The organism is Streptomyces sp. NPDC051976 (genome assembly GCF_040680795.1).
Classification (GTDB): Bacteria; Actinomycetota; Actinomycetes; order Streptomycetales; family Streptomycetaceae; genus Actinacidiphila.
Genome location: NZ_JBFAXL010000070.1, coordinates 13,852 through 39,091, shown reverse-complemented (window position 1 = coordinate 39,091; position 25,240 = coordinate 13,852). Strand labels below are relative to the sequence as shown.

The 25,240-nt window shown below is 67.5% G+C and carries 18 protein-coding genes and 1 pseudogene; 12 read left to right on the top strand and 7 right to left on the bottom strand.

Annotated elements, in window-relative coordinates:
- Positions 1-213 precede the first annotated feature (213 nt).
- Positions 214-1,374, bottom strand: a complete 1,161-nt coding sequence (gene pabB, locus AB0M29_RS39345) for an aminodeoxychorismate synthase component I (RefSeq protein ID WP_365391615.1) — start codon at positions 1,372-1,374, stop codon at positions 214-216.
- A gap of 633 nt (positions 1,375-2,007) precedes the next feature.
- On the opposite strand from pabB, the gene AB0M29_RS39340 reads away from it, so the two are divergent.
- The 4 genes from AB0M29_RS39340 (at position 2,008) to AB0M29_RS39325 (ending at position 7,540) form a co-directional block, all read left to right on the top strand.
- Complete coding sequence (locus tag AB0M29_RS39340) at positions 2,008-3,411, top strand: aminomethyl transferase family protein (protein WP_365391614.1); 1,404 nt, start codon at positions 2,008-2,010, stop codon at positions 3,409-3,411.
- Between the two features lie 213 nt (positions 3,412-3,624).
- Positions 3,625-5,094 carry an aldehyde dehydrogenase family protein gene (locus tag AB0M29_RS39335; protein ID WP_365391613.1) on the top strand — a complete coding sequence of 490 codons (1,470 nt, stop codon included), beginning with the start codon at positions 3,625-3,627 and terminating at the stop codon, positions 5,092-5,094.
- Positions 5,095-5,130: 36 nt separating this feature from the next.
- On the top strand, positions 5,131-6,729 hold the full coding sequence (mdlC, locus tag AB0M29_RS39330) for a benzoylformate decarboxylase (protein ID WP_365391612.1): 1,599 nt from the start codon (positions 5,131-5,133) through the stop codon (positions 6,727-6,729).
- 52 nt (positions 6,730-6,781) lie between these two features.
- Positions 6,782-7,540, top strand: a complete 759-nt coding sequence (locus tag AB0M29_RS39325; RefSeq protein WP_365391611.1) for an SDR family NAD(P)-dependent oxidoreductase — start codon at positions 6,782-6,784, stop codon at positions 7,538-7,540.
- A 104-nt stretch (positions 7,541-7,644) separates the two neighbouring features.
- Here the strand turns inward: AB0M29_RS39325 and AB0M29_RS39320 are convergent, their stop codons facing one another.
- Positions 7,645-9,003, bottom strand: coding sequence for an IS4 family transposase (locus AB0M29_RS39320; RefSeq protein WP_365391610.1), 1,359 nt, complete (start codon positions 9,001-9,003; stop codon positions 7,645-7,647).
- 426 nt (positions 9,004-9,429) lie between these two features.
- On the opposite strand from AB0M29_RS39320, the gene AB0M29_RS39315 reads away from it, so the two are divergent.
- From AB0M29_RS39315 to AB0M29_RS39300, 4 genes are read left to right on the top strand one after another with little or no spacing between them, the layout of a single operon-like run.
- Complete coding sequence (locus tag AB0M29_RS39315) at positions 9,430-10,575, top strand: ABC transporter substrate-binding protein (protein WP_365391609.1); 1,146 nt, start codon at positions 9,430-9,432, stop codon at positions 10,573-10,575.
- Positions 10,576-10,605: 30 nt separating this feature from the next.
- Entirely contained in the window at positions 10,606-12,606 is a 2,001-nt protein-coding gene (locus AB0M29_RS39310) for an ABC transporter permease (protein WP_365391608.1), read from the top strand.
- Entirely contained in the window at positions 12,603-13,370 is a 768-nt protein-coding gene (locus tag AB0M29_RS39305) for an ABC transporter ATP-binding protein (RefSeq protein WP_365391607.1), read from the top strand. Before AB0M29_RS39310 ends, AB0M29_RS39305 begins: the two co-directional genes overlap by 4 nt.
- Positions 13,367-14,074, top strand: coding sequence for an ATP-binding cassette domain-containing protein (locus AB0M29_RS39300; RefSeq protein ID WP_365391606.1), 708 nt, complete (start codon positions 13,367-13,369; stop codon positions 14,072-14,074). Before AB0M29_RS39305 ends, AB0M29_RS39300 begins: the two co-directional genes overlap by 4 nt.
- A 678-nt stretch (positions 14,075-14,752) precedes the next feature.
- On the opposite strand, the gene AB0M29_RS39295 is transcribed toward AB0M29_RS39300, so the two are convergent.
- The 3 genes from AB0M29_RS39295 to AB0M29_RS39285 all read right to left on the bottom strand — a co-directional run bounded on the left by AB0M29_RS39295 (position 14,753) and on the right by AB0M29_RS39285 (position 18,635).
- Entirely contained in the window at positions 14,753-15,181 is a 429-nt protein-coding gene (locus AB0M29_RS39295) for an FCD domain-containing protein (protein WP_365391617.1), read from the bottom strand.
- Positions 15,182-15,373: 192 nt separating this feature from the next.
- Positions 15,374-16,063 (bottom strand): 4-carboxy-4-hydroxy-2-oxoadipate aldolase/oxaloacetate decarboxylase, encoded by a 690-nt coding sequence (locus AB0M29_RS39290; protein WP_365391605.1) that lies wholly within the window; start codon positions 16,061-16,063, stop codon positions 15,374-15,376.
- Positions 16,064-17,885: 1,822 nt separating this feature from the next.
- Positions 17,886-18,635, bottom strand: a complete 750-nt coding sequence (locus AB0M29_RS39285; protein WP_365391604.1) for a PIG-L deacetylase family protein — start codon at positions 18,633-18,635, stop codon at positions 17,886-17,888.
- A 379-nt stretch (positions 18,636-19,014) separates the two neighbouring features.
- Here AB0M29_RS39285 and AB0M29_RS39280 point away from each other — a divergent pair, with 379 nt between their 5' ends.
- From AB0M29_RS39280 to AB0M29_RS39265, 4 genes are all read left to right on the top strand, one after another.
- The gene (locus AB0M29_RS39280; protein WP_365391603.1) at positions 19,015-20,631 is read left to right on the top strand and encodes a GAF domain-containing sensor histidine kinase; all 1,617 of its coding nucleotides are present in this window, start codon (positions 19,015-19,017) and stop codon (positions 20,629-20,631) included.
- A 35-nt stretch (positions 20,632-20,666) separates the two neighbouring features.
- Positions 20,667-21,323, top strand: coding sequence for a response regulator transcription factor (locus AB0M29_RS39275; RefSeq protein ID WP_365391602.1), 657 nt, complete (start codon positions 20,667-20,669; stop codon positions 21,321-21,323).
- A 202-nt stretch (positions 21,324-21,525) separates the two neighbouring features.
- A complete protein-coding gene (locus AB0M29_RS39270) occupies positions 21,526-22,071 on the top strand; it encodes a 2,4'-dihydroxyacetophenone dioxygenase family protein (RefSeq protein WP_365391601.1) in 546 nt (181 codons plus the stop codon).
- Positions 22,072-22,492: 421 nt separating this feature from the next.
- On the top strand, positions 22,493-24,034 hold the full coding sequence (locus AB0M29_RS39265) for an ISL3 family transposase (protein WP_365391616.1): 1,542 nt from the start codon (positions 22,493-22,495) through the stop codon (positions 24,032-24,034).
- Between the two features lie 92 nt (positions 24,035-24,126).
- Here AB0M29_RS39265 and AB0M29_RS39260 read toward each other — a convergent pair.
- Positions 24,127-24,402, bottom strand: a pseudogene (locus AB0M29_RS39260) (transposase family protein); the annotation flags it as partial.
- Positions 24,403-24,549: 147 nt separating this feature from the next.
- Positions 24,550-25,236, bottom strand: a complete 687-nt coding sequence (locus AB0M29_RS39255; RefSeq protein ID WP_365391600.1) for a response regulator transcription factor — start codon at positions 25,234-25,236, stop codon at positions 24,550-24,552.
- Positions 25,237-25,240 lie beyond the last annotated feature (4 nt).

Sequence of the window (25,240 nt, the reverse complement as noted above, 5' to 3'; positions counted from 1 at the left end):
GACCCGCACCGACTCATGACGGCCCCGCCGAACAATCTGCTGGAGTTTCTGTCCTTCTTCATCGGTCAACCGCCGCGCTCTGACCGGCTCTGCCAACTTCGCCCTCACCCTCAACAGCGATCACGTTGCCATCGAGGATGAGGCCTACAAACCCAGCACGCGAGCATCGCCCGGAGAGTCACCCGCACCCCGGCAACGTTCGTGGCCAACGCACTAGCGGGGCACCCCGGATCGGAGACACCTCATGAGCACCTCGGCCTTGGCCTGAAGCTCGGCGTACTCCGCTGACGGTGCGGAGTCCCAGGTGATCCCGCCGCCGGTTCCGTAGATCGCCGTTCCAGCGTCCCGGTCGATCAGTACCGTGCGGATGGCGACGTTGAACTGAGCACGGAACGGCGCCTCGGCAGGCGCGACCATCCCGACCGCGCCGCAATAGATCCCCCGTGGGCCGCCCTCGAGATCGCGGATGATCTCCATCGTGCGGTGCTTCGGTGCACCGGTCACCGACCCGCACGGGAACAGGGCCCGGAACACGTCGACGAGACCGGCGCCCGGACGCAGACGGGCCGTGACGTCGGACGTGAGCTGGTGCACGGTCTCGTACTGCTCCGCGCGGCATACCGAGGCGACCCGCACGCTACCGGTGGCCGCGATCCGTGAGAGGTCGTTGCGGACCAGGTCCACGATCATGAGGTTCTCGGCGCGTTCCTTGGCGCTGGCCTGCAGTTCGGCGACGATCAGTGCGTCCTCAGCCGGTGTGCTGCCCCGTGGGGCCGTGCCCTTCATGGGCCTCATGTGCACCAGGTCGTCCCTGATCTCGAAGAACAACTCCGGGCTGGCGCTTGCGACGACGAAGCGGCCCAGGTCTAGGTACGCGTTGTAGGCCCCGTTCTGGCCGAGCGCGAGATCGGCGTAGAACGCGGACAGGTCGCCCCTCGCCCCGCCCGACATCCGGGTGGTCAGGTTGCACTGGTAGGTATCGCCGGTGGCGATGTGCTGCCGGACGGCCTCGACACGCCCACGATGGGATTCGGCATCCCACTCGGTGGCCCATCCCCAGGTGTCGTAGGCGCCGGGCTCAGGCCGCCGCACGACCTGGACGAGGCTCGGCTCCGGACAGATCCCGAACCATGCGAGGGGCAGTCCGTCCACTGGTTGATGGGTGGTGAGCTTCGGGTCCAGTCCTGTAGCCGCCTCGTAGGAGATGAACCCGAACGCCCACCACCCGTTCGCCGTCGCCTGTTCCAGCTCGGCGAGGACCAGGGGGACGTGTTCGGGCTGGATCGCCACCAACTCGTGGAGGATGCGGGGAAACTCCCAAGCTGTTCCGGACCGCAGATCGTCGAACCGCGCCAGAGCGGTGCGCGGTGTCATGACGTCATCGGCTTCCGTGCCTCGGCGATAGCGTGAAAGTGAGCCCGCCGGAGAGGGGCAGGGGCGAATGTGGCAAGGACTCCTCGAACGCCTGAGACCTGCATCTGGTGGGCGGTGTCGGACAGGTTCCCGTGAACTCGTGTGTCGCGTCGGTTCGGCCGCTTGTTCGGCGGGGTGCCATGTCTGGGGAGGACCCCAGGCCTGAACGGACATGGTTGAACGACGATCGCGAAGGCTGCCTTCGGCAGACGCATGAATTTCCTTTCCGGCCAGGACCGTTCCTGGAAAATCCTGGTGCGGAGTCTCGGGCCGGCTACGACTGTATGTGCGGCTCATCGGCTGCTGGCACGGCTTGATGACGGTTCATGAAGAGACGTATCCATCAGTCGAGTCAGGTCGGATGACGTAGGAAGGAATGGGGCTGTCGACCCGTGCCGGCGCCCGACCGTGGTTGAAACGTCTGGGCGCTCTGCGCGAACGGACCGATTTCTGGGCTACGTCATATGACTCGGAGGGCATGGCCTATGAAGGCCGGTCAACTCCAGCCATTCCCCTGATCCGCACCTCACGGATCGAAACCACACTGGACGCCGAGCAATCGCCGACGGCGTCGAAGAAGGACGGGCCCAAAACATGAGCGCGAAGAACCTCCAGCAAGTCCTGGACCAGGCGGGCAGCACGGTGGAGCTGCTGCGCAACTCCCAGCTGGGGACGTATATCTACCCGGTGGTGCCGTCTGAGTTCACCAACTTCCGCCGGGAGGTGACCGCCTGGACCAAGACGGCCGTGCTGTTCGACCAGTCCCATCACATGGTCAACCTGTTCATCTCGGGACCCGACGCGCTGAAGCTGATATCCGATACCGGAATCAACAGCGTCGCGAGTTTCCAGGTGAACTCGGCCAAACAGTTCGTCCCGGTGTCGCCCGAGGGTGGAGTCATCGGCGACGGAATCCTCTTCCGCGAGGCGGAAGCGGAGTTCACCTACGTCGGACGTGCCCCGGTCGCCAACTGGCTGGCCTTCCAGGCCGAGCAGGGGTATGACGTCGAACTCCGGATGGACGCACGGTCCCCGTCCCGGCCGTACGGCAAGCAGGTCACCCGCGACCTGTGGCGTTTCCAAATCCAGGGGCCCCGAGCCTGGGAGATCATCGAGAAGGTCAACGGCGGGCCGGTCGAACAGCTGCGCTTCTTCCGCATGGACTACATGAACATCGCCGGTGAGCGCGTCCGCACCCTGCGCCACGGCATGGCGGGCGCGCCGGGCCTGGAGCTGTGGGGACCGTACGAGACGTACGACAAGGTGCGCGAGGCCATCCTGGAGGCCGGTGTCGAGTTCGGGATGGAGCCTGCCGGAGCCCGCGCCTACTCGTGCAACACCCTGGAGTCCGGATGGATTCCGTCGCCCCTGCCGGCGATCTACAGCAGCGAGGGACTCCGCTCGTTCCGCGAGTGGCTCGGCGCCGACAGCTACGAGGCGACCAACGCCCTGGCGGGCAGTTTCGTCTCCGACAGCATTGACGACTACTACCTCAACCCCTGGGAGCTGGGCTACGGTTCGTTCGTCAAGTTCGACCACGATTTCATCGGACGTAACGCGCTGGAGGCCATCGACCCGGCGGCCCAGCGGCGCAAGGTGACCCTGGCCTGGAACACCGAGGACGTGGCCAAGCTGCTGGCCTCCCCGCTCGACCCTGAGGGCCCTGGCTACCAGTTCTTCGACCTGCCCAACGCCAACTACGGATCGTCCAACTACGACTCCGTGGTCGACGCCGACGACAACGTGATCGGGCTGTCGTTGTTCACCGGCTACAGCGCCAATGAACGGAAGGCCCTGTCCCTGGCCACCGTCGGTCCGGACGTCCCGCTGGGGGCCGAGGTCCGTGTCATCTGGGGCGAGCCGGACGGCGGCAGCCGCAAGACCACCGTTCAGCCGCACAAGCAGCTCGCCGTGCGCGCGATCGTCAGTCCCGCTCCCTACTCGGACATGGCGCGCGAGTCCTACCAGCCTGGCTGGCGCACCGGTGGCACGCGCTGACGACCTGGCCACATCCGGCCCACAAGTCACACCTCGATGTGATCGAGCGGGGGCCGGTGATCCACACCGCCGTAAGCCCAGTTCTGGAGACCGAGTCACTTCTTTGCAGATGGAAGGCCGTGTCAGAGCGCTCAGCCGGGACGCCGACGCAGATGACGGTCCTACCACACCCGCTTGAGCCGTTGGGAGAGTCGCATGTCTGAAGTAGCCGATATGACAGCAGAGCAACCGCAGGCCACCCCGGTGCACACTGGACTGCACATCGACGGGAAGACCGTCGAGACGGACGACCGTCTTCCCGTCCATGATCCCGCAGCCCCGCACCGGATCGTCGGATATGCCGCAGCCGCGAACCGGGAGCAGGCGCGAGCGGCGGTCGCCGCCGCTGACGCTGCGTTCCCCGCCTGGGCCGCCATCCCGGCCCGCCGTCGGGCGGAGATCATCAGCGATGCGCTCACCGTGTTCGACGACGGCGCGGTCGCCCAGACGGCGGCCCTGTTGACCAGCGAGAACGGCAAGATCTCGTTCGAGAGCCAGGTGGAGCTGGGCGTCTTCGTGTCCCGCACCCGGGCGGCGTTGGACCTCGTCGACACTCTCGACCAGGTCAAGCACCTGGCCGGTCCGCCGCTGACCTCGCGGATCCACCGGCTTCCCATGGGTGTGGTCACCGTGATCGTGCCCTTCAACTGGCCGATCGCGATCCTCGGTGCGAGCCTGCCGTACGCGCTGCTGGCCGGCAACACGACGGTGGTCAAGCCCCCGCCCACCGTGCCGCTGGCCATGGTGCGCATGCTCGAGCTCTTCGCCGCCAGGCTGCCGGCCGGCGTGCTGAACGTGGTGACCGGCACTAACGAAGCTGTTGCCCCGGTGATCACCGATCCACGCGTCCGCAAGATCGTGTTCACTGGAAGCACTGCGGCCGGCAAGCACATCATGACGGCCGCCGCGCAGAACCTCGCCGCCGTCACTCTGGAACTCGGCGGCAACGACCCCGCGATCGTGTTGGGTGACGCCGAGCTGGACGTCGAGCACCTCCAGCGCCTGGCCCGTGGGGTCTTCTTGACGAGCGGGCAGGTCTGCATGGCGGTGAAGCGGCTGTATGTGCACCGGTCCCGCTATGACGAACTCGTCTCGGGGCTCTCCTCGCTCCTTGACGACTACCGCGTGGGCCCTGGCTCCGACCCCGTCTCGACCATGGGCCCGCTCAACAGCGCCGTCCAACGCGACACCGTGGCCGCCATGCTGGCGGAGGCGGCCGACGCCGGAGCCGAGATCCGGGAGCTGGGCTCCCTGGACAGCGCGGTGGCCTCCTCCGGGGGTTACTTCGTGCGTCCGACACTCGTCCTCGACCCCGACCCCGGCCTGCGGATCGTTAAGGAGGAGCAGTTCGGCCCCGCCCTGCCCATCCTGCCGTTCGACGATCTCGACACCGTCGTCGAGCAGGTCAACAACGACTGGTCGGGCCTGTGCTCCTCGGTCTGGAGTGCCGACGTCCACCGTGCCGACGCCCTCGCGGAGCGGTTGCGTACCGGTACGACATGGATCAACCACGCCAACGCCGTCGCATGCGATGACCGGGCCCCGTTCGGCGGCTTCCGGCAGAGCGGCATCGGACGCGAGATGGGCCCGGACGGTCTGCTCGCGTTCACGGAGGCACACACCGTCACAAGGCCGGTTGGCTGAGCCCTCCTCACCCACCACTTCCCATCCGAGGTTGCCATGCCGACTGTTCGTGAAACCACGTATGACCTCCTTCGGACTTGGGGACTCACCACCGTCTTCGGTAACCCCGGATCGAACGAGCTTCCCTTCCTCGACGGTTTTCCGCCGGAATTCCGGTACGTCCTCGGCCTGCACGAGGGCGCAGTCGTTGCGATGGCGGACGGCTACGCGCAGGCCACCGGCCGTCCGGCATTGGTGAACCTGCACTCCGCGGCGGGGCTGGGCAACGCGATGGGCGTGCTTGCCAACACCCGTGCGTCCCACACTCCCCTTGTCCTGACAGCAGGTCAGCAGGCGCGGTCCATGGTCGGATTGGGGTCGGTGCTCGCCGAGCCGGCCATCACTCGGGTTCCGGAGCCGCAGGTCAAGTGGGCGTTTGAGCCGGCCAAGGCCCAGGACGTTCCCCGGGCTCTTTCAGAGGCGTTCCACCTCGCCACCCTGCCGCCCGCCGGGCCGGTGCTCGTCTCTCTGCCCATGGACGACTGGGCCCAGGAGGTGGACGCCCAGGAGGTCGTCCACCTGCCCGGGCGCCGGGTCCGGTGGGCCGGAGCGGCCGGTCCCGAGCTCATCTCCGAGCTGACGGACCGGCTACGGAAGGCCACCGCACCGGCGCTCGTGGTCGGACCGGAGGCGGACGACGAACGCGTCTTCCCTCTGGTCGTGGAGTTGGCGGAGCAGCTGCGAGTTCCGGTGTGGACCGCGCCCACACCACCGCGGTGCCCGTTCCCCCCGCGCCATCCCCTGTGGCGGGGCGTGTTGCCCCCGAGCATCGCCGGAGTGAGCGAGCATTTGACGGGACATGATCTTGTCCTCGTCGTCGGCGCCCCGGTCTTCCGCTACCACGCCTACCGCCCCGGCCCATGGCTGCCGGAGGGTACCGAGTTGATCGCACTGAGCGCTGATGCGGCGTCCGCCTCCCGCCCCGCCTTCGGGGACGCCGTGGTCTGTGATGTCGCCGAAGTCGTCGGCCAATTGTTGGAAAGGCTTCCGCCGCCTCCCCGGACGTGGCCCACGCCTCGGGAACTTCAGCCCGCTCCGCGACCAGAGACAGCTCCCTTCACGGCGGACTGGCTCTTCGCCCAGATGGCGCTCCGGCTGCCCCCGGGCGTCCGGATGGTAAACGAATCGACATCGAACACCACCCAGTTCTGGAATCACCTCGACCTCGACCGGCCGCGCAGCCTGTTCTTCCCCGCCGCTGGGGGGCTGGGCTTCGGCCTGCCGGCCGCTGTCGGCGTGGCACTGGCGGACCCCACGCGCCCCGTGGTCGCCGTGCTCGGCGACGGCGCCGTCCAGTACGGGGTGGCCGGACTGTGGACGGCGACGCAGTGGAACCTGCCGATCACCTTCGTAGTGCTCCGCAACGGCGGGTACGGAGCCCTGCAGGGATTTGTGGGACAGCTCGGCATCACCGACCCGCCTGGGCTCGACCTGCCCGGTTTGGACGCGGCGCGCATCGCGCTCGGGTACGGCATTCCCGCCCAGCAGCTCACCGACGGCGAGGAGGTCGTCGCCGCCCTGGACGCCACGAAATCTGCCTCGGGACCCAGACTGCTGGAGATCCCGGTTCGCGCCGAGACCCGCCCCCTGGGATGAGCTGGTTCAAGGCCATCCGCGACAACCCTGCGAAGACGAGGACAGCAAAAAAATGGGTAGTGTCGATGGAAGAGTCGCCCTGATCACGGGCGGGGAGAGCGGTATCGGGCTGGCGACCGCTCGCCTCCTGGTGGAGCGGGGGGCTCACGTGCACCTCGTGGGCGTGGACCACGAGGCGTTGCGTGCGGCGGGCAAGGAACTGGGACCGGAACGCAGTGCCGTCTCGGTGGCGGACGTGACCTCCGCCGCACAGGTGCGCGCGGCGGTCGGAGAGGCCCTGGACCGGTTCGGGCGACTGGACGTGGTCTTCAGCAACGCGGGTATTGCCGGCGACATCGCGGGCATCGAGGACTATTCCGAGGACGTCTTCCGCCGGGTGCTGGACGTCCACGTCGTCGGAACCTTCCTGCTCCTCAAACACACCCTCCCCCACTTGAGCCGCGGAGGGTCCGTCATCATCAACTCCAGCGTGGTGGGCTTGACCGGCGAGCCCGCGATCAGCGGCTACGCGGCAGCCAAGCACGCTCAGGTGGGGCTCATGAGGGTGGCGGCCCTGGAAGTGGCCGCGCGCGGGATCCGAGTCAACTCGATCCATCCAGGTCCCACGGACACACCCTTTCAGCGCGCGGTGGAGACTGCGGCCACCGGGCTGAGTGAGGTGAAGGCATTCGAGGCATTCAATTCCATGATCCCGCTGGGTCGCCATGCGACTCCCGAGGAAATAGCTCGCACAGTATTTTATTTGGCGAGTGATGACTCAGAGTTCACCACCGGGGCTACCCTGGCTGTCGACGGTGGAATGACCATCTGAATAGGCCGGAGAAGTGTTCTCTCGTGCTGCCAACCCCGTGGGCGGTGCCGACGTTGCAGTCGGCACCGCCCTTTCGCGCGCCCGGGACAATGCCGTTGCTTGAGTTAGTGAACTATCGCGGGTAGCAGAGTGATGACCTTGGGCGCCACGCGCCGCGTCGGTTGCCGGTCGCGGGAGGTGACCCGGTAGGAGTGCTTGGAGGAGTACTTCGAGTCCGGCCGCTTGAGGTGCCGGTCTGCCTCACGCAGGCGCCTCGCGCCGTTGTCGAGCTTCCGGTGAACCTTCGCCGCCAGTGCGGCCAGGAACTTCTTGATCTTCTGGGGTGTGTCCGCGCACTGGCGGACCACGCTGCGCCGGGTGTGCTTGAGGACCTTGACGAACGAGACCCGGTCCGGATCGATGCCGTTGTCGTCGGCCAGCGACATGATGACTTGTGTGAGGCAGTGGTGCACCACCAGGTGTGCCCAGACCTCCTGCCGCACCAGCTCCGGGTCCCCCGAGCGCAGGACCTCGGCAGGCCCGCGCTGGAAGGTCTTGATCTGCCGGAATGCCGATTCCGCCTCCCACCTGGCGTGATAGAGGCGGGCCAGCTCCGCCGCCGGATACGAGTCCGGGTCCAGCAGATCCGTCAGCAGCCTGACCACCTCGCCGCCGTCGACGCGGTACTCGACCACCCGCACCGTCACCCCGCCCGGGTGCGAGGCCCGCTGCCCCGCCAGGCTCATCCTCGCCAGGTAGGTGCCGTCGGGCAGGTGCCGCACCGGACGACGCGCAACGCAGGAGCGCGCCCGCAACAGCAGGTGCGCGCCGGCAGCGGTGTATGCCTTCCACAGATCCACTCCAGGGAAGCCCCGGTCCATGGTGACCAGCATCCCGGCGGCCGAGACGGCCATGGCGACAGCCAGGTCGCGTTCGCCACCGTTGAAGCCGCCCACCACCGCGTCGATCTGGGCGTGCGTGCCGCACTCGGTCAAAGTGACCACCCTGACCTGGGGAAACCCCGCGGGCAGGCCGTTCTTGGTCGGACCGCCGAACGCGGCCCGGTTGGCCTTCGTGTCCGGCGCGTCCAGTACGAACCCGTCCACTGCGGCCAGACGCATCCCCCGGTAGAAGGATGCCTCCAGGCCGACCGTCGCCAACGGGCCGGCCAGCTCGCGGAACAAGGTCTCCACAACCAGCGGCCCCAAGCGCGTGCGCGCCCGCGTGAACGAGGACTTGTTTGGAATGCTGGCGCTCAACTCCGGCACACTGCCGACCAGTTGCTCGGCGACATCGTCATATGAGTCCTGCTGGAACAGCGCCAGAGCGAGGGTGTAGTAGACCATGAACCCAGCCGGCAGTGCGCCGGGCTTCTTGTCCCGGACCCCGCACCTGCCCAGCACCGCGGCGACCAGTTCCGGAGTCACCCACCGGGTCACCACACCCAGCCGGACCCGATCAGACAACCCCACCCAAGGATGCATGCCAGGCCCAACGACCGCCCCGCTCCAATGTCACGAACTGTTTGACAAGCTCAAGCAACGGCATTGGCGCCCGGGATGGTAATGCAGGGCATATGACGTATCTAAAACGCGCCATTACTCCATGAAATCCGCGCTCCCTGTCGCGTTCCCGGCGGGTGGGTGAGCTCCCTAGACTCCGCCGCATATCCGGTGAAGGAGCCGCAGAGGGCTCCTCACGCTGTCCCAGGGAGGACCGCTATGAGCCCCAAAACAGGTCAGTGCACCAGAGCGTCGAGAACCGACAGGCGCTGGCTCGCACCGGTGATCGGGGCGGTTCTGCTCACTTCGGCATGTGCCGGTGCGGCCGACAACGGGAATTCCTCCTCGTCCGGCGCATCCGGGCCCGCGGCCACCGGGGCCGCGAAGGGCGACGCCGTGGAAAAGGGTGTGACCGACTACCTCGCCTACGTCGGAGGCAAGGCCGGCGCCGCCAAGAAGGGCCTGTCACCCGTCACCGTCGGCTGGGTGAACGTCGAGGGGACCGCCAACGGCGCGCCCGAGGCGACCAAGGGCGCCCAGGCCGCGGTGGACTACGTCAACAAGGAGCTCGGAGGGATCGGAGGCCACCCGCTGGCTCTTCAGGTCTGCAAGATCGCGTCCGCCGAGGAGGAGGGGCAGCGGTGCGGTCAGCAGATGCTCAACGACTCCGCCGTGTCGGCGGTCGCCTTTGGAAATGTCTTCGTCGGTGACCAGTCCTTCAACTCCGTGCTCAAGGGGAAGAAGCCCGTCCTCGTGAGCGTGGCCACCGGATCCTCGGTGCCGACGGCCAAGAACACCTCCATCATCTTCGGCGACCTTTCCCACGTGTGGGGACCCTGGGGGTCGTACGGCCACGATGTCCTGCACGCGAAGACGGCCGCGATCATCCACACCAACACACCACCGGACAAGGTCGCGGCGGAGGCGGCTCGCAAGGCCATGGAGTCGGCCGGTATCAAGGTCAAGTCGGTCGGCTTCGACGCCCAGGCGACGGACCTGCTCGGTCCGGTCACCGCGGCCGGCGGCCAGAGCGCGGACGTCATCGTGCCGATCTCCGCCGGCCAGGGCTGTGTCGGCATCGCCAAGGCGCTCAAGCAACTGGGCAGCACCAAGCCGGTCGTCTCCGGGCCGGTCTGCCTGTCGCCCGACGTGGCCCAGGGGCTCGGCGGTGACTTCCCCGAGTGGACCTACGGTGTGGCTCAGACCCTGCCGAACGACAGCAAGGCGCCAGACGTTCAGGCGTACCTCAAGGCCTCGTCCAGTGTCGGGCTGGGCAAGGCGGACCAGGGCAAGGTGTGGGCCGCCGTTTCCTGGAGCTCGGTCCTGGCCTATGCGAAGGTCATGAACGAGGTCGGGGCAGACAAGATCACCCATGCGGCGGTCAGCGCTCAACTGGCCAAGTTCCAGGGCCCCGTGGTGATGGGTGCGCCCAAGGTGGAATGCGGCAAGTACTCAGACTCGCCTGCCGTCTGCAATGACCAGGCCCGTTTCTACCAGTACAAGGGCAAGGGCGCGTTCACTGCGCTCACCGGCTGGCTGCGTCCCCCGGCCTGAGTAGGACCGACGAGCGAACGGACACGGTCCATGGATCAGTTGCTGCTCTTCACCCTGCTCGGACTCGGACAGGGTGCCCTCATCGCCGGTATAGCCCTCGGTGTCGTTGTCACCTATCGGGGATCCGGCATCATCAACCTCGCAACCGGGGCGGTGGCGATGCTTGCCGGCTACGCGTTCTGGGCGCTGCGGTCCGACCACTTCGGCGTCTCCATGGGACCCGCCGTGTCGCTGGTCGGAGCACTCGTCGCCGCCGCGGTCGCCGGACTGCTCAGTGAGTACCTCGCCTTCCGGCCTTTGCGGAACTCGCCTCCCCTGGCCAAGCTCGCCGCCTCGCTGGGGCTGCTGCTGACGGCGCAGGCCGCCGTGCTGCTCGGGTTCGGCACCGAGCCCCGGCAGATGCCGAGCCTGCTTCCGGACCGGGCAGTGGCGGTGTTCGGGGCGATCGTCCCGGTCGACCGGTTCATCCTGGCCGGGGTGGTCGTCGCGCTGACGCTTGTACTGGCCGCGTTCTACCGGTGGACCCGGTTCGGTCTGGCCACCCGGGCCGCCTCCGAGAACGAACAGGCCGCTTTGCTGGCCGGACTGTCGACGAGGGAACTCTCCCTCGCGGGCACGCTGATCGCCAGCGTCGTCGCCGGCGGGCTCGGTGTGCTGGCGGCCCCCATCGTCCAACTCGACTCGGCCACACTGCCGTTGCAGATCGTGCCGGCCCTCGCCGCGGCACTGTTCGCCCGATTCATGTCTCTGGGCATCGCGTGCACGGCGGGTCTGCTGATCGGTGTGCTCCAGTCGGTGCTCTCCTACCTGTCGACACAGAGCTGGTTCCCCACCGACAACGGCAACGCCCTGCCCGGTGTACAGCAGCTCCTCGTCTTCGCCTGCATGACCATTGCGCTGTTCCTGCGCGGGGCCGAGCTGCCCGGCCGTGGCGAGGACACACAGCAGCGACTGCCGGCCGTGCCCCTTCCCGAGCGGCTCCTGCGGACAACGCTGGTGTCGGCGGCCGTCTGCGCCGTCGCACTTGTGGTCTTCCCGTTCGACTTCCGGCAGGCGTTGACCAACTCCCTGATCGGCGCTGTCATCATCATGTCCATCATCGTGATCACCGGCTACGTCGGACAGATCTCGGTCCTGCAGCTGGCCCTCTCCGGTACGGCGGGCTTCCTGCTGTCCCATCTGACGGCCGGTGCCCACGTTCCCTTCCCTTTCGGCCCGCTGATCGCGGTGGCTGCGGCGACCGCCCTAGGCGTCGCCATCGGGGTATCGGCGCTGCGCGTGCGCGGAGTGAGTCTCGCCGTTGTCACCCTGGCCGCCGCCCTGGCCATGGAGCAGGCGCTGTTCGCCAACTCCTCCTTCGGCGGCCTGGGCGGCGTTCAGGTTCCCTCTCCAGAGCTCCTCGGTATCTCGCTCGGCACGGACGCGTCCTTCCGAGGGGTCGACGGCTCTGAGCCGAGCCCGGTATTCGGTTTCCTCGTTCTGGCGGTCACCGTCGCGATCGGCTTGTACGTGGCCCATCTGCGCCGCACCTCACTTGGCCGGCAGATGCTAGCCGTGCGCTCCAACGAGCGCGCGGCGGCCGCGGCCGGGATCAACGTCCGCAGCGTCAAGGTCGCAGCGTTCAGCATCAGCTCGTTCGCCGCGGCGATCGCGGGCACCCTCTATGCCTACAACTTCTCGTCCGTGAGCGCCGGCCGCTTCACCGCGCTGGCCTCTCTCGGGCTCATCGCATTTGCCTACGTCGGAGGGATCACCATGGTCTCGGGCGCCGTCTTCGCCGGACTGCTGTCCACTGAGGCGCTTGTCCCGCACGCCCTGCAGGAGTGGTTCGGGATCAGCGGCACTTGGGCCCTGCTGTTCGCCGGGGTCTCCTTGATCGTCACCCTGGTCATGAATCCGGACGGCGTGGCGGGCGCACGGTACCGCAGCAAGCAGACCAAGCGCCGTCGGCGAGCCGCACCTCCGAAGGCGGAGAGCGGCCCGGCACCGGCGGACGGCCCAGCACCGCACACAGCCGAGGTGACCGGATGAACGGGCTGACCGTACGGGACCTCAGCGTCAGCTACGGGGGCGTCCACGCCCTGTCCGGCGTCGACCTCGACGTCGATGAGGGGCAGCTCGTCGGGCTCATCGGCCCCAACGGGGCGGGCAAGACCACCTTCATCGACGCCGTGACCGGATTCGTCCGTCACGGCGGACGGGTGGAACTGGCTGGGGAAGACCTCACCAGGCTGCGCCCCCACACCAGGGTGCGGCACGGACTGGCGCGGACTTGGCAGAGCATCGAGCTGTTCGACGGACTCAGCGTCGCGGAGAACGTGGCCGTGGCCGCCGCGCAGCAGTCCGGATGGGCCGCAACTTGGCGGGAGACCTTCACCAGGCCCGTAGGCCTCGGCGGCGACATCCAGGAGGCGCTCTCCGTCGTAGGTCTCGACCACCGGGCCGACACGCAGGCCGTCGATCTGTCCCAGGGCGAGCGCAAGCTGGTGGGGGTCGCCCGTGCTCTGGCCGGCCGGCCCCGCGTGCTGTGCCTGGACGAGCCGGCGGCCGGGCTGGACAGCGAGGAGAGCATCCGGCTGGGGCGGCGGCTGCGCGCCGTCGTCGACGCCGGCACCGGGATGCTGCTGGTCGACCACGACATGGCACTCATCCTCGACGTGTGCGACACCGTCGTGGTGCTGGACTTCGGCAAGGTCATAGCCTCCGGTCCGCCGGACCGGGTGCGGGAGGACCCCACAGTCATCGCCGCCTACCTCGGCGGCGCGGCGGCCCCGGCACAGCGGGAGACATCATGAACGACCCCACCCTTAACATCGACGGCCTCACCGCCGGGTACGACGGTGTCGCCGCCGTCAGAGATCTGCGTATCACCGTCGGGCGCGGCGAGGTCGTGGTCCTCTTGGGGGCCAACGGCGCCGGCAAGACCACCACGCTCAAGGCGGTCTCAGGGCTGGTTCGCCCCCTCGGCGGGACCATCTCCCTCGATGGCGAGTCCCTCGGGAAGACCACGCCGAGTGCCCGGGCCAAGCAGGGAATTGCCCACGTTCCCGAAGGCCGCGGCATCTTCGCGGGCCTCACTGTCGCCGAACACCTGCGACTGGGTCACCGGCGCGAACGCCTCGACCCGGACGAGGTCTACGAGCGCTTCCCGGCCCTGACCCGGCTGAAGAACCGGCGCGCCGGACTACTCTCCGGCGGTGAACAGCAGATGCTCGCTGTCGGCCGGGCCCTCGCTCGCCGTCCCAGATTGCTCCTACTGGACGAGCTGAGCCTCGGCCTGGCCCCGGTGATCGTCGAGCAACTGCTCCCCGTCATCCGCCGGTTCGCCGACGACACCGGGTGCGGTGTCCTGCTGGTCGAACAGCACATCGAGCTCGGCCTTGAGATCGCCGACCGGGGGTACGTGCTGTCTCACGGGGAGGTCGCCGTCGAACGACCCGCGCGGGAACTCGCGGAGGACCGAGGCCTGATCCTCACGAGCTACCTGGGGGGTGGCTGATCGCCGACGGAACCGGTGATGTATCAGCGGCAAGGACCAGCCGAGATTCGAGACAAACATGGGCTGCCGACGTGTCACATGGTCTTCAAGAGGAACCACAGAAGCCCTGTTGTGCCAGGATCGTCGGCGCGGCATCGAAGTCTTCGCTCTATACCTAGCGCTTGGGCGTGGAGTCTGGTGCCGCGATGAAGCCGGCACGGGGCCGCTTGCTCGGATCATCCGGGGAAAGCCATGGACGGCGGCCCCTTTGGACGACGCCATCTTGACGCCGGTACGCAGGTCCATGGAATTGGGAGTCCGTGAGGAACAGGTCGAGTCGGTGCTTGAGGCGAGCAGCATCGCCGCGGGACAAGGCAACGCCTATGCCTTGGCTGCTACTTCGGTACGAACGTGGACTTGGCCCGCGCAATTATGTGGTGGCGCACGTAGGCCTTTGGCAGCCGACTGCGGTGCCGTGTGCTGCCCTGCCGATAGCGGGCGAACGCACGGCGACACGGCATACGTTCGGGCTGCTCTTCAGCGAGCCGTTCGCTGGCCAAAACTGCTGGCGGAGAAGGTCATAGAAGCCAGTCGCCACTGACAAGTGGCGAGGTAGCGCCTCCCGTTGCCGTCCGAGGAGCCGGAGTCAGCGTGCACCCCGACCCCCAGTAGAAGACCGCAGCGCTTCCACCACGCCGGTCATGTGCCGGCGCATGGCGGTCTCAGCCGCCGCCGGATCTCCGGCTGTGACGGCCTCGACGACGTCCAGGGTTCGGAGAGCGATGTGGCGGTCCGGTTGCCCATCAGCGACACCACGTCCGGCTGCCGAACGGTCCGCGCACGGAGCTCCTGGATGATCCTATGTGCCGTCTCATGGCCAGCGATGTCGTACACCAACTCGTGCAGCCGTGTGCTGAGTTCGCCATAGCGCGTCAGGCGCCCGCGGTCGAACGCCTCGCGCATGTCGGCCGTCAATGCGCGCAGCGTTTCGGTCTGTTCGCGATCGACCCGCTCCGCAGCGCGGCCGGCCACCAGGCCTTCGAGCGTTGCCCGGGCCTCCACGACATGCAAGGCCTCGGCCAAAGAGATCGCGCGGACACATGCGCCACGGTTGCGCACGATCTCCACGAGTCCCTGTGCCGCCAGCCGCCGCAGTGCCAGGCGCACGACCGATCGGCTGGCGGCGAACTGCTCACCACATGTCCACCTCTACAAGGCGCTGCCCAGGTACGAGTTCCGCGCAAGATCTCCGCCCGGATCGCGGCCGCGACCCGCGTCTCGAAGTCCGTCCCCTCTGTGCTCTCGTGGTCCTGGTGAGAACTAAGCCCGGTCCACGTAACTGACGCCGAGTTCGGCGAGCCGAGGGCGCAGTCCGTAGTAGTCGACGCCGAGCTCACCCGAACTCAGGACGTCCCGTGTGGCGGCTTCCTTCGCGATCCGCTCCTCGGCCCGCACAGCAGTTTGCTCCGCCTCGTCGCGTGGCACCACCACGACGCCGTCGTCATCGGCGACGACGACGTCACCGGGGGAGACCAGTACACCGCCAAGTGTCACCGGCACGTTGACCGAGCCCGGGGATGCCTTCACCGTGCCCTGGGCCGAGACGGCGCGTGTCCAGACATGGAATCCCATCTCCCGCAGTTCGGTCGTGTCCCTGACCCCAGCGGCGGTGACCAAGCCGATCACCCCCCGCGCGGCGAGGGACGTGGCCAGCAGTTCGCCGAACATGCCGTCCGTGGACGGCGAGGTGGTGGTCACGACGAGGATGTCCCCAGGCCGGCACGTCTCCACGGCTGCGTGGATCATGAGGTTGTCCCCCGGATGTGAGCTGACCGTCACCGCGGTTCCAGCGATTCGTACGTCCGTCTGGTTCGGCCGCAGTTCCGTCCCGGCGAATCCGCGGCGCCCCATGGCCTCATGAACCGTCGACACGCCGGCTTCGGCGAGCCGGGCGACGATCTTCGGATTGGTTCTCGTGATGTTCCTGACGACGACGTGACGGCCGGGCATGGCCCCTCCAGATGATGGGTTCACAACGGGTGATTAAGGTGTTGGCTGGTCAGATGGTGTCTTCGCTGAGCGACTTGAAGAGGACCCGGTCGGTGGCAGTGTCCGATGCGGGCGTGGAAGGTCTCGTGCATCCTGCGGATGGGCGGACTCAGCCCGCCGAGCACGATCAGCCAGAGCCACAGCTCCACGCTCCAGGCGCCGCTGCGGGCATGGATGGCACCGCCCCCGATGACTGCAACAATGTCCCGTATATTCCGGTCCATCCATGTGTGTCGGTTCGCGCCCGTCCTTCGGTGATCTCCTGGGTGTTCTCTGCCTTGGTGGGGCTGTGAACCCGCCGAGTCGTAGGGCGTAGGAGGTGGCGAGCCCCCATGTGACCTCAGCCAAGGCTCCGCTTCCCTGCTGCCGTCGTTGGCGCGAGTGGATCGTGCAGGTTGCGACGCAGTCGACAGGTTCCAGTGCGGGGGGCCACGATCACGACTCGGCGGCTCGGAGCACCAAGGCCAAAGGCGCTTGGGGAGCCATGACCGCCGTACCCAGCACCAGGCCCGCCTGATCGCGGAGGCGATGCTGGCAAGAGGTAGTGCCTTACCCGACCTGGCGCCGTGGGCGTGCCCGACCAGGACGGCGTCTCGCAGTGCGCAGCCGCCGATGTCTGCCACGCGTGCCATGAGGCCGACATGCGGGCCGGGAAGACGGGTCCGGTCCCACGCTCCGTGACACCCATCCGTACTGCCACGCACCGTTGAGGGTATTCATGTGGTCGAGCCTGTGGATCGCCGCTCCTGGGCGTTCCGCGCCGTCGGCGCGTGGCGACCGTGCCGTGGCGTCGACAGCGATTCGAGGCCCGGCTCGGCGATTTCGCACGAACCCGCAGTTGATGTCTCGACTTCACTAGGGCAGACGGCCCACGTGCTCGACTCCCGCAGGTTGAGAGCCCCGGGGGGCCATGCGGCGTAGTGGTCCCGGACGGCGGCGAGTAGCTCTCCGGGCCCGCAGCAGTAGACCTGCATCTGGGGGTCCGGATCGCCGAGGAACCCGGCGATCCGAGTGGCCCGTATTTATCCTCCGGCCAGACGACCACACGTTCCCGGTAACCGACCAGTTCGGACAGGAAAGGCATGGACGACCGGCTCTGGCCCCCGTACAGGAGGGACCAGTCGGCGCCAAATGCCTCGGCATGGGAGATCATCGGCAGCAGGGGGGCGATGCCGATGCCGTAGGCGACGAACAGGTAGTGCGACGCGGGGTACAGGGGGAAGCCGTTGCGCGGACCGCGGATTCGCAGCTCGCTTCCTGGGCGGGCATGCTCCTGAATCCAGTCGGATCCGTGATTCCCGTCGAATTCCTCCGCCACCGCGATCCGCCAGATGTCCGACTCTGCGGGGGAGCCGCACAGTGCGTACTGCCGCACTTGGGCCGTGCGCAGAACGACGTCGATGTGTGCCCCGGGCTCCCACGGCGGCAGAGCCATGGCCGAGTCCGGCACCAGCTCCAGCGATATGACGCCCCCGGCGACCGCAGATCGCGAGCGGACGGCAACCATCCAGGCATGGTCGGCGCGTATGCGGTCGGGGACCGGATCACCTGCCCCGTCGTGCAGAGCAGCCTTCGTCTGGGGGGTCACATTGATCATCTCCTTGCCGCGGCTGCCATGCGCATGGGCCTCGGCTCAGCCGCGGTTACCGGCGGCGATGTGCGCCATCGGTCGTCGGTGACAGCGCCTCGCGCGGACGCGGCTCACGGGAGCGCACCATCGGGCCACGCCACCGGACGGGAAGCGGGTGCCCATATGCGGGACGCATCGCTGCCAGATCCGCCGTCACGCCAGGGCCTGCACGGTCTGGGGGTAGAGCCGGACATACGCCTCGGCCATCGTCGCGTGCGCCAGACCGAGGTTGGGGCCGGCGTTGCGCTTGAGCTGGACACCACGGCGTTTCGCCAGATCGGTGTAGTAGTCCCACATGTGCTGCTGAGCGGCCAGACACTCCATGGCCTTGCGCTTGTGGTCGAAGACGGGCGTGATGTCGAGCAGCACGTCGGGCTTGAAGTCGCACTGCTCCGGCTGGTGCGGCTCGAAGAAGAACACGGGCGGCGCGCCCAACGGCTCACCGGGGGCGTCGTAGCCGATCGCCTGGGCCAGGACACGGGCCTGCAAGGCCATCCTCGCCGCGGCAGGATGATCCCCGTTGTACGGGTCGACCAGTGTGTGGGTGAGTACCACCGCCGGGTCGACCTCCCGGTACACGCGCACGATGCGGTCCACCAGCTCCGGCGTCTCGAGCAGCGGATAGTCCCCGGCGTCGAGGAAGTCGATCTCCGCGCCCAGCGCACCTGCGGCGCTCATGGCCTCGGCGCGGCGAAGCGCCTTGATGTCGTCGAGCTCGAGGCCGTCCCGCCAGGCACGGGCGGACTCACCGCGCTCCCCGAAGCTGAGGCACAGCACCTTGGCGCGCTGCCCTCGCTCCGTGGCCAGCGCGATGGCGCCGCCGGCCCGCCAGACGAAGTCCCCGGCGTGTGCGCTGATCACAAGCAGCGGGCCGTCGGCCGGGGCAGAGGCGGTCGTGCTCATTACGGGCTCCTGTGGCTCGTAGGGAGGGGCTGGGGCAGGCCATGTCAACGACCGCGACGGTCGACGGAACGAACCGCGGAGCCGGACCGGGCATAGGGGCGTTGATCGGCTCAGGCTCGCGGGCCCGTTGCCAACGCTAGGTGGGCGGGCGCATGCGGCGGAACGCGAGCAATGACGTGTCCGACCGGGCGCTTCGACCGGAGAAGGAACAGGTCATATGACGTAGATTGGGCCTAGGGACCTCGGGCTACGATATTGCCGCCACCCACGGGTTATAGCTGGTTTCCACCAGCGCTGACCATGAATAGCACGCCGTGTGGCCGCATGACCTGCCCGTATGTACCGCCCGTCGGTGGCGGCATCGGTGAGGAGCCTGCCCATGTCTGGTACCCCGTTCGTTGGGTGGGACGATGTTGCCTCTGTCGCACCTGGCGGTCTGGCCCTGATCGACGATTCAGGCCGTTTCATGAAGCTGAACCCTGCCGGGGTGGCGCTCTGCGGCGGGAGCACGGAAGCCGAACTGATCGGCGTACAGTCCCCGTTCGAACTTGGCGAGGGTGCCACCGTGTCGCAGGTGGGGCTTTTGGAGGATCGGCCTGATGAACAGGTGGCGTGCTGGATTCCTGCTTCTGGGCCATCGCGTGAACTTGCGTACCGTGCTCGTAGGGTGCCGACTGATCTGGCACTGACGGTGGTTTCGTTCCGCGACGTGACCGACGAGTGGCAGCGGCAGCGCCGACTCGCAGCGATCGCGCGAACCTCGATAGCGCTTGCCACCGAGGGGTCGTTGGGCGCGACGCTGGACGCGGTGGCCCAGCAGATCGTCCGGACGGACGGCCTGGCCGGCGTGCAAATCTTGATTTTGGACAGCACGGGCAAGGAACTGCGACTGCTGGGATCCGCCGGTCTGCGGCACTGGGATCTGTTCCTCGACCGGTTGCTGGAGTGCCGTGATCGGGGGGCACGCCTGTGCATGCTCGACGCGGTTCGGGATGGCCAGCCGGTCGCAGTGCCCCACCGGTGGGCGCAGATCCACTCAGATCCCGCCTGGGAGCCCCTGCACGCCTACCTGGGGGAACTGACCTGGGACTCCTTCGCCAGCGTGCCGCTGATGGTCCGAGGGCGTGCGGAAGGCGCCCTCAACGCCTACTTCGCGCCCGGCCAGGAGATCAGCAGCCGGACCCTGGAGTTCCTGGCCGCCATGGCGGAGCAGGCCGCGCTCGCCGTCGACTACGCGACGCTGCTGCAACGAGAGCGGGAGGGTGCTCGCCAGGACGAGCGGCAGCGCCTCGCCCGCGATCTGCACGACTCGATCGTCCAGCAGGTGTTCTCGATCGGTATGCAGGCCAACGCGATCGGAGTTCTGGGCGATCGAGGAGGCCATGTACCCGCAGCGGCGGTGCAGCGCTTCGCGGGCGAGGTCGGAGCACTATCTCAGGCCGTTCTGGCCGACCTGCGTGCCATGGTCCACGAACTGCGGCCCTACCCCTTCACCCGGCTCGGACTGGAGGAAGCCGTGAGGGCGCTCGTGCGCAGTACGGAGAACCGTGCAGGCCCCGCCTGCAGGATGGCGTTCTCGAAGGGACTGGAAGCACTGGGGCCGGAACTCGCCGAGGACGTCTACCGGATCACGGCTGAGGCGATTCACAACATCGTCAAGCACGCCGAGGCCACGAGCGTCACCGTACGTCTGGTGCTGCGGGACCACACACTCGTCGCCACGGTCGCCGACGACGGAAACGGGCTGGTCACCGATACACCCAGTACTGATTCGGAAGGCTGCCGAGCGGGTCCCGCAGGGCCCCGCGACCACGGCTACGGACTCACCACCATGCGGGAAAGGGCGGAACGATGGGGAGGCACCATGAAGATCAAGTCACGTTCGGGAAGAGGCACGACAGTGCGGGTGGTCATACCGCTGCCCGTCCAGCTACCGGAGCCGGTACCTACGGAATCGACCGCAGACGCCAACGATCTGCAGACGGTACCCCTGTGAAGGGCGTCGTGCCGAGGCGGACGCGGGTGGTGATCGTGGACGACCACGCAGTCGTCCGGCGGGGTATCCGCGCCTACCTGGACGTTCTGGACGACATGGAGGTAGCAGAGGAGGCCGCTAACGGCCAGGAGGCCCTCGCGCGCCTGGACTGGATGGCGGTGAACCACCGCCTACCGGACGTCGTGCTGATGGACCTCCTGATGCCGAGGATGGACGGGCCCACCACTATCGGGGCGATCAAGCAGCGATATCCCGAGGTCCAAATCGTGGTGCTCACCAGTTTCGGCGAGATGGAGCGTGTGCACGCCGCGCTCGCTCAGGGAGCGGCCGGCTATCTCCTCAAGGACGCGGAGGCGGGCGAGGTGGTCTCCGCCATCCGTGCGGCGGCCAGAGGAGAGGTGTTCCTCGACCCTGCGGTAGCCCGAGGACTCACCCAGCAGATCGTCTCGCCCCCGACAGGACTCGCGGCCCTCACGGGACGTGAACGGGACGTCCTCGTCCTCGTCGCCGAGGGACGGTCGAACCAGCAGATCGCCGACGAGCTGGTGATCAGTGAACGCACGGCACGCACTCACGTCAGCAACGTGCTGCGCAAACTCCGAATGACGTCCCGCACGCAGGCCGCGCTGTTCGCCGTGCACCAGGGGCTGGTACCGCACCAGCCGCCTGAGGCTGGCCCTCACCGTGCGTGAGGGGACAATGAACTGGCTTGCGACATATGTCGCAGGCTCCGTCGGCGGACTTGACCGGGCGGATCGGGTCAAACGACTCGCGACCAGGACCACGCCGCGACATAGGCTCACAGCAACGGTCCAGTGCAGGGATCTCCGTGTCGAGGGGCCGACGGGACGGCGGGACGCGTTTTCCGATTTCAGATGCAAGGAGGCATCCTCAATGTCCGATGTGGAGACGGCAGGGCTGTCGGCACCGTCCACGGCGTACAAAATCGTGGATACGCCGCAGCTGTACAAGGACGTGATCGAGCGGTACGGAGTGGACGGCAGCCATATCGGGATGTCGGAGGAGGAAAGTCCGTGGATTCCTTTCGGGGAAGGTGCGGCGATCCGGCATCTGGCGTTCGACGTGCGCAGCAACACGTTCAGCAACATCCTGTGGATCAAGGGTCCAGGGGTGGTCGGGACGCACAACCACCGGGGGACGGTGGTGATGGTGTGCCTGGAGGGCAGCTGCCGGTACCTGGAGTACGACTGGGTGGCGGGGCCGGGAAGCTTCATCTACGAGACGCCGGGGCTGTCGCACACACTGGTGACTGATCATCCGGAGGGTGTGAAGCTGTTCGGCTGGCTGCAGGGGCCGATCGACTTCTTCGACGACCAGGGCGAGTTCCTCGAGACACTCGATGTGTGGTGGTACATCAACCACTACGAGACGTACTGCCGGGAGAACGGCGTCCCAATCAACAAGAAGCTGTACCTGTGACTTGACGGGGCGGGAGGTCCCGCACCCGGGGCGGTTCACAGTCCTTGGGAAAGGCCAGCCGGGCCACCTCGGTGGTCTGAGCCGGAACCTCGCCCGGCAGACGTGGACGCAGCGACACCTCGATCACCTCACGCTCGCGCCCCCACGCCGATCCAGCCATCATCCCGCCGCAAGGTCATTTGGCGACCACGCCGAATTCGCCAACGGTGTCCGCGAAGTGGTGTAGCGATGTGGAGTCTACGACTCCGCAGGTCGCATGGGCCGACAGGGCCGACGCCCGGTCAGGGGCCTCGCCCGCGGCCTGGAACAGCATCGGTATCACCCAAGGAACCGTGGCGGTGCTTGCCACCGAGGGTGTGTGTCAATTTAACGGCCCTGTCTCACTTTCGGTGGTGACGCAGAGTCGTGAGGAGTCGTTGGTATCCGTGTGATGGGTGTCAACGAGCTATTACAGACGGTGTTTTCAGGGCTGTCCCCGCTGGTCATCGAGGATGTGGTCGACGAGGGCGAGCGGGTCGTGGTGCGGGCACGTACTCCGCAGGACACTGCGGTCTGTCCGGTGTGCGGGGCGTCGTCGGGGCGGGTGCACGGCTATCACTGGCGGACGGCGGCCGACGTACCGGTCGACGGCCGGCGGGTGGTGGTCCGTGTACGGGTGCGGCGTCTGGTGTGTCCCACCCGCGGTTGCCTGCACACCTTCCGCGAACAGGTGCCCGGAGTGCTGGACCGATACCAGCGGCGTACGACGCGTCTGACCAGGCAAGTCAAGGCCGTGGTCAAGGAGTTAGCGGGCCGGGCCGGGGCGCGTTTACTGACGATACTGGCGGTGAGCCTGTCGCGTCACACGGCCCTACGCGCCCTGCTGAGGATGCCGTTGCCCATCGGGCGGGTGCCCCGTGTGATCGGCGTCGACGACTTCGCTCTGCGCCGGCGGCACCGCTATGCCACCGTGATCATCGACGCCGAGACCCATGAACGGATCGACGTGCTGCCCGACCGCACCGCCGACACCCTGGAAGCGTGGCTGCACGAGCATCCGGGCATCGAGGTCGTGTGCCGTGACGGCTCGGCGACCTATGCCGAGGCCATCCGCCGTGCCCTGCCTGACGCGGTGCAAGTCGGTGATCGCTGGCATTTATGGAAGAACCTGTGCGAAGCCGCCCTGAGCGAGGTGAAGGCACACAGCGCCTGCTGGGCCACCGAACTGGACGCCCCAATCTACGACGGGCCCCGCGCCCAGACCACCCTCGAACGCTGGCACCATGTCCATGGCCTGCTTGACCAGGGCGTGGGCCTGCTCGAATGCGCCCGCCGCCTGCAACTGGCCCTGAACACCGTCAAACGATACGCCCGAGCAGACCGGCCCGAGCGCATGCTCCGCGTCCCCAAGTACCGTGCCAGCCTGGTCGATCCCTACCGCGAGCACCGGCGCAAACGCCGAACTGAAGACCCCGGCGTCCCCGTCCTGCACCTCTTCGAAGAGATCAAGGCCCTCGGCTTCACGGGCTGCCTGAACCTCCTGCACAAGTACATCAACCAAGGCCGCGCGGACGCCGACCGCAGCCATATCTCGCCACGTCGACTCGCCCGGATGCTGCTGACCAGGCCCGACAACCTCAAGGCCGAGCAGCACGAGCTCCTGGCCAAGCTCACCGCCGCCTGCCCCGAGATGACCCAACTGGCCGCAGGCATCAGGGACTTCGCCCCGCTCCTTACGCCACACACCGACAACCCCGATGCGCTCACGCGCTGGATCGCCCAAGTCCGAACAGCCGATCTGCCCCACCTACACGCTTTCACCCGGGGCCTGGACCGGGACATCGACGCCGTGATCGCCGGGCTCACGCTTCCGTACAGCAACGGCCCAACCGAGGGCGTCAACACCAAGACCAAACGGATCGCGCGCCAGATGCACGGACGAGCAAGCTTCACCCTGCTCCGGCACCGCATCCTCCTCGGATAACAGCACGCTCCGTCACCACCGAAAGTGAGACAGGGCCGTTCATTAGACACTCCCTTCCGCGGCGCTCCGTTCCGGCCTTTGTAGCGCGGGTGTTGTTCGCGGTGGCAGTAGAGGGGTGCGGATAGTGGCGTCGGCGCCTTGGTAGGCATGGTCTGCCAGCAGGAGAATCTGTCGGATGAGACAGGCCTGGACGATGCCGTGGGCGCGGGCCGCAGTCAGGTCATGATTCCGTCCCGGCGTCGCGCGGGAGGACTAGAGCAGGGTCCCGTTCGGGCGTGCGACGATGCACGTTCATGCCGTGCTGCTTGTGTTTCTGCAAGTAGTACCGGCTCGTCCGCAGCCACCCGGTCGGTCGGGATCAGTCCACCAGCTCGTACATACAGAACCAACAGAGCCCCCCCGGGGTGTCAGCAGTGTCGAGTGGAATCAACACCGCCAGCGACCAGGGGCCTGCTCTGTCACCACCCTCGACCAGGCCTCTTCACCCTTGGACCCACAGAATGAAAGAGGTTTAGTTAGGGCGTGCCGCCAGCGAGTCCGATCCGGTAGGCCAGGACGACTGCCTGGACCCGGTCGCGCAGGTCGAGCTTGGTAAGGATGCGTGACACGTAGGTCTTGACGGTCTCGGGTGTGATGAACAGGGACGCCGCGATCTCGGCGTTCGACAGCCCTTCGGCGATGAGTTCGAGCACTTCCAGCTCGCGAGGTGTCAGCGTGCGCACGACGTTTTCACGCGCCGTGCGGGAGGGGTCGCCCGGGCGCAGCCGTTCGGCGAAGTGACCGATGAGCGTACGCGTCACCGCCGGTGCCAGCAGGGCCTCACCCCGGGCGACGGTGCGGACGCCGTTGACCAGTTCGGCCGGGGGAGAGTCCTTGAGTAGGAAGCCGCTGGCGCCGACGTGGAAGGCGTCGTAGACGTAGGCGTCAACGTTGAAGGTGGTGACGACGAGGATCTTCGGCGGATCGGCGGCGTCGGGTCCGGCCAGGCGGCGGGTGGCCTGGATGCCATCCAGCAGGGGCATCCGGATGTCCATCACCACCACGTCGGGGCGCATGCGCGTCGCCGCCTCGACCGCCTCGAGGCCGTTGGCGGCCTCGCCGACGACCTCCATGTCGGGCTGTGCGGAGAAGATCGTTGCGTAGCCGGTGCGCACCAGTTCCTGGTCGTCGCAGACGAGCACGCAGATAGGCCGGTCGGTCACGGGT

What these genes read in the sequence shown, in the direction of transcription:
- pabB (WP_365391615.1), bottom strand. Translation starts at nt 1,374, where the DNA reads ATGACACCGCGCACCGCTCTGGCGCGGTTCGACGATCTGCGGTCCGGA.
- AB0M29_RS39340 (WP_365391614.1), top strand. Translation starts at nt 2,008, where the DNA reads ATGAGCGCGAAGAACCTCCAGCAAGTCCTGGACCAGGCGGGCAGCACG.
- AB0M29_RS39335 (WP_365391613.1), top strand. Translation starts at nt 3,625, where the DNA reads ATGACAGCAGAGCAACCGCAGGCCACCCCGGTGCACACTGGACTGCAC.
- mdlC (WP_365391612.1), top strand. Translation starts at nt 5,131, where the DNA reads ATGCCGACTGTTCGTGAAACCACGTATGACCTCCTTCGGACTTGGGGA.
- AB0M29_RS39325 (WP_365391611.1), top strand. Translation starts at nt 6,782, where the DNA reads ATGGGTAGTGTCGATGGAAGAGTCGCCCTGATCACGGGCGGGGAGAGC.
- AB0M29_RS39320 (WP_365391610.1), bottom strand. Translation starts at nt 9,003, where the DNA reads ATGCATCCTTGGGTGGGGTTGTCTGATCGGGTCCGGCTGGGTGTGGTG.
- AB0M29_RS39310 (WP_365391608.1), top strand. Translation starts at nt 10,606, where the DNA reads ATGGATCAGTTGCTGCTCTTCACCCTGCTCGGACTCGGACAGGGTGCC.
- AB0M29_RS39305 (WP_365391607.1), top strand. Translation starts at nt 12,603, where the DNA reads ATGAACGGGCTGACCGTACGGGACCTCAGCGTCAGCTACGGGGGCGTC.
- AB0M29_RS39300 (WP_365391606.1), top strand. Translation starts at nt 13,367, where the DNA reads ATGAACGACCCCACCCTTAACATCGACGGCCTCACCGCCGGGTACGAC.
- AB0M29_RS39290 (WP_365391605.1), bottom strand. Translation starts at nt 16,063, where the DNA reads ATGCCCGGCCGTCACGTCGTCGTCAGGAACATCACGAGAACCAATCCG.
- AB0M29_RS39285 (WP_365391604.1), bottom strand. Translation starts at nt 18,635, where the DNA reads ATGAGCACGACCGCCTCTGCCCCGGCCGACGGCCCGCTGCTTGTGATC.
- AB0M29_RS39280 (WP_365391603.1), top strand. Translation starts at nt 19,015, where the DNA reads ATGTCTGGTACCCCGTTCGTTGGGTGGGACGATGTTGCCTCTGTCGCA.
- AB0M29_RS39270 (WP_365391601.1), top strand. Translation starts at nt 21,526, where the DNA reads ATGTCCGATGTGGAGACGGCAGGGCTGTCGGCACCGTCCACGGCGTAC.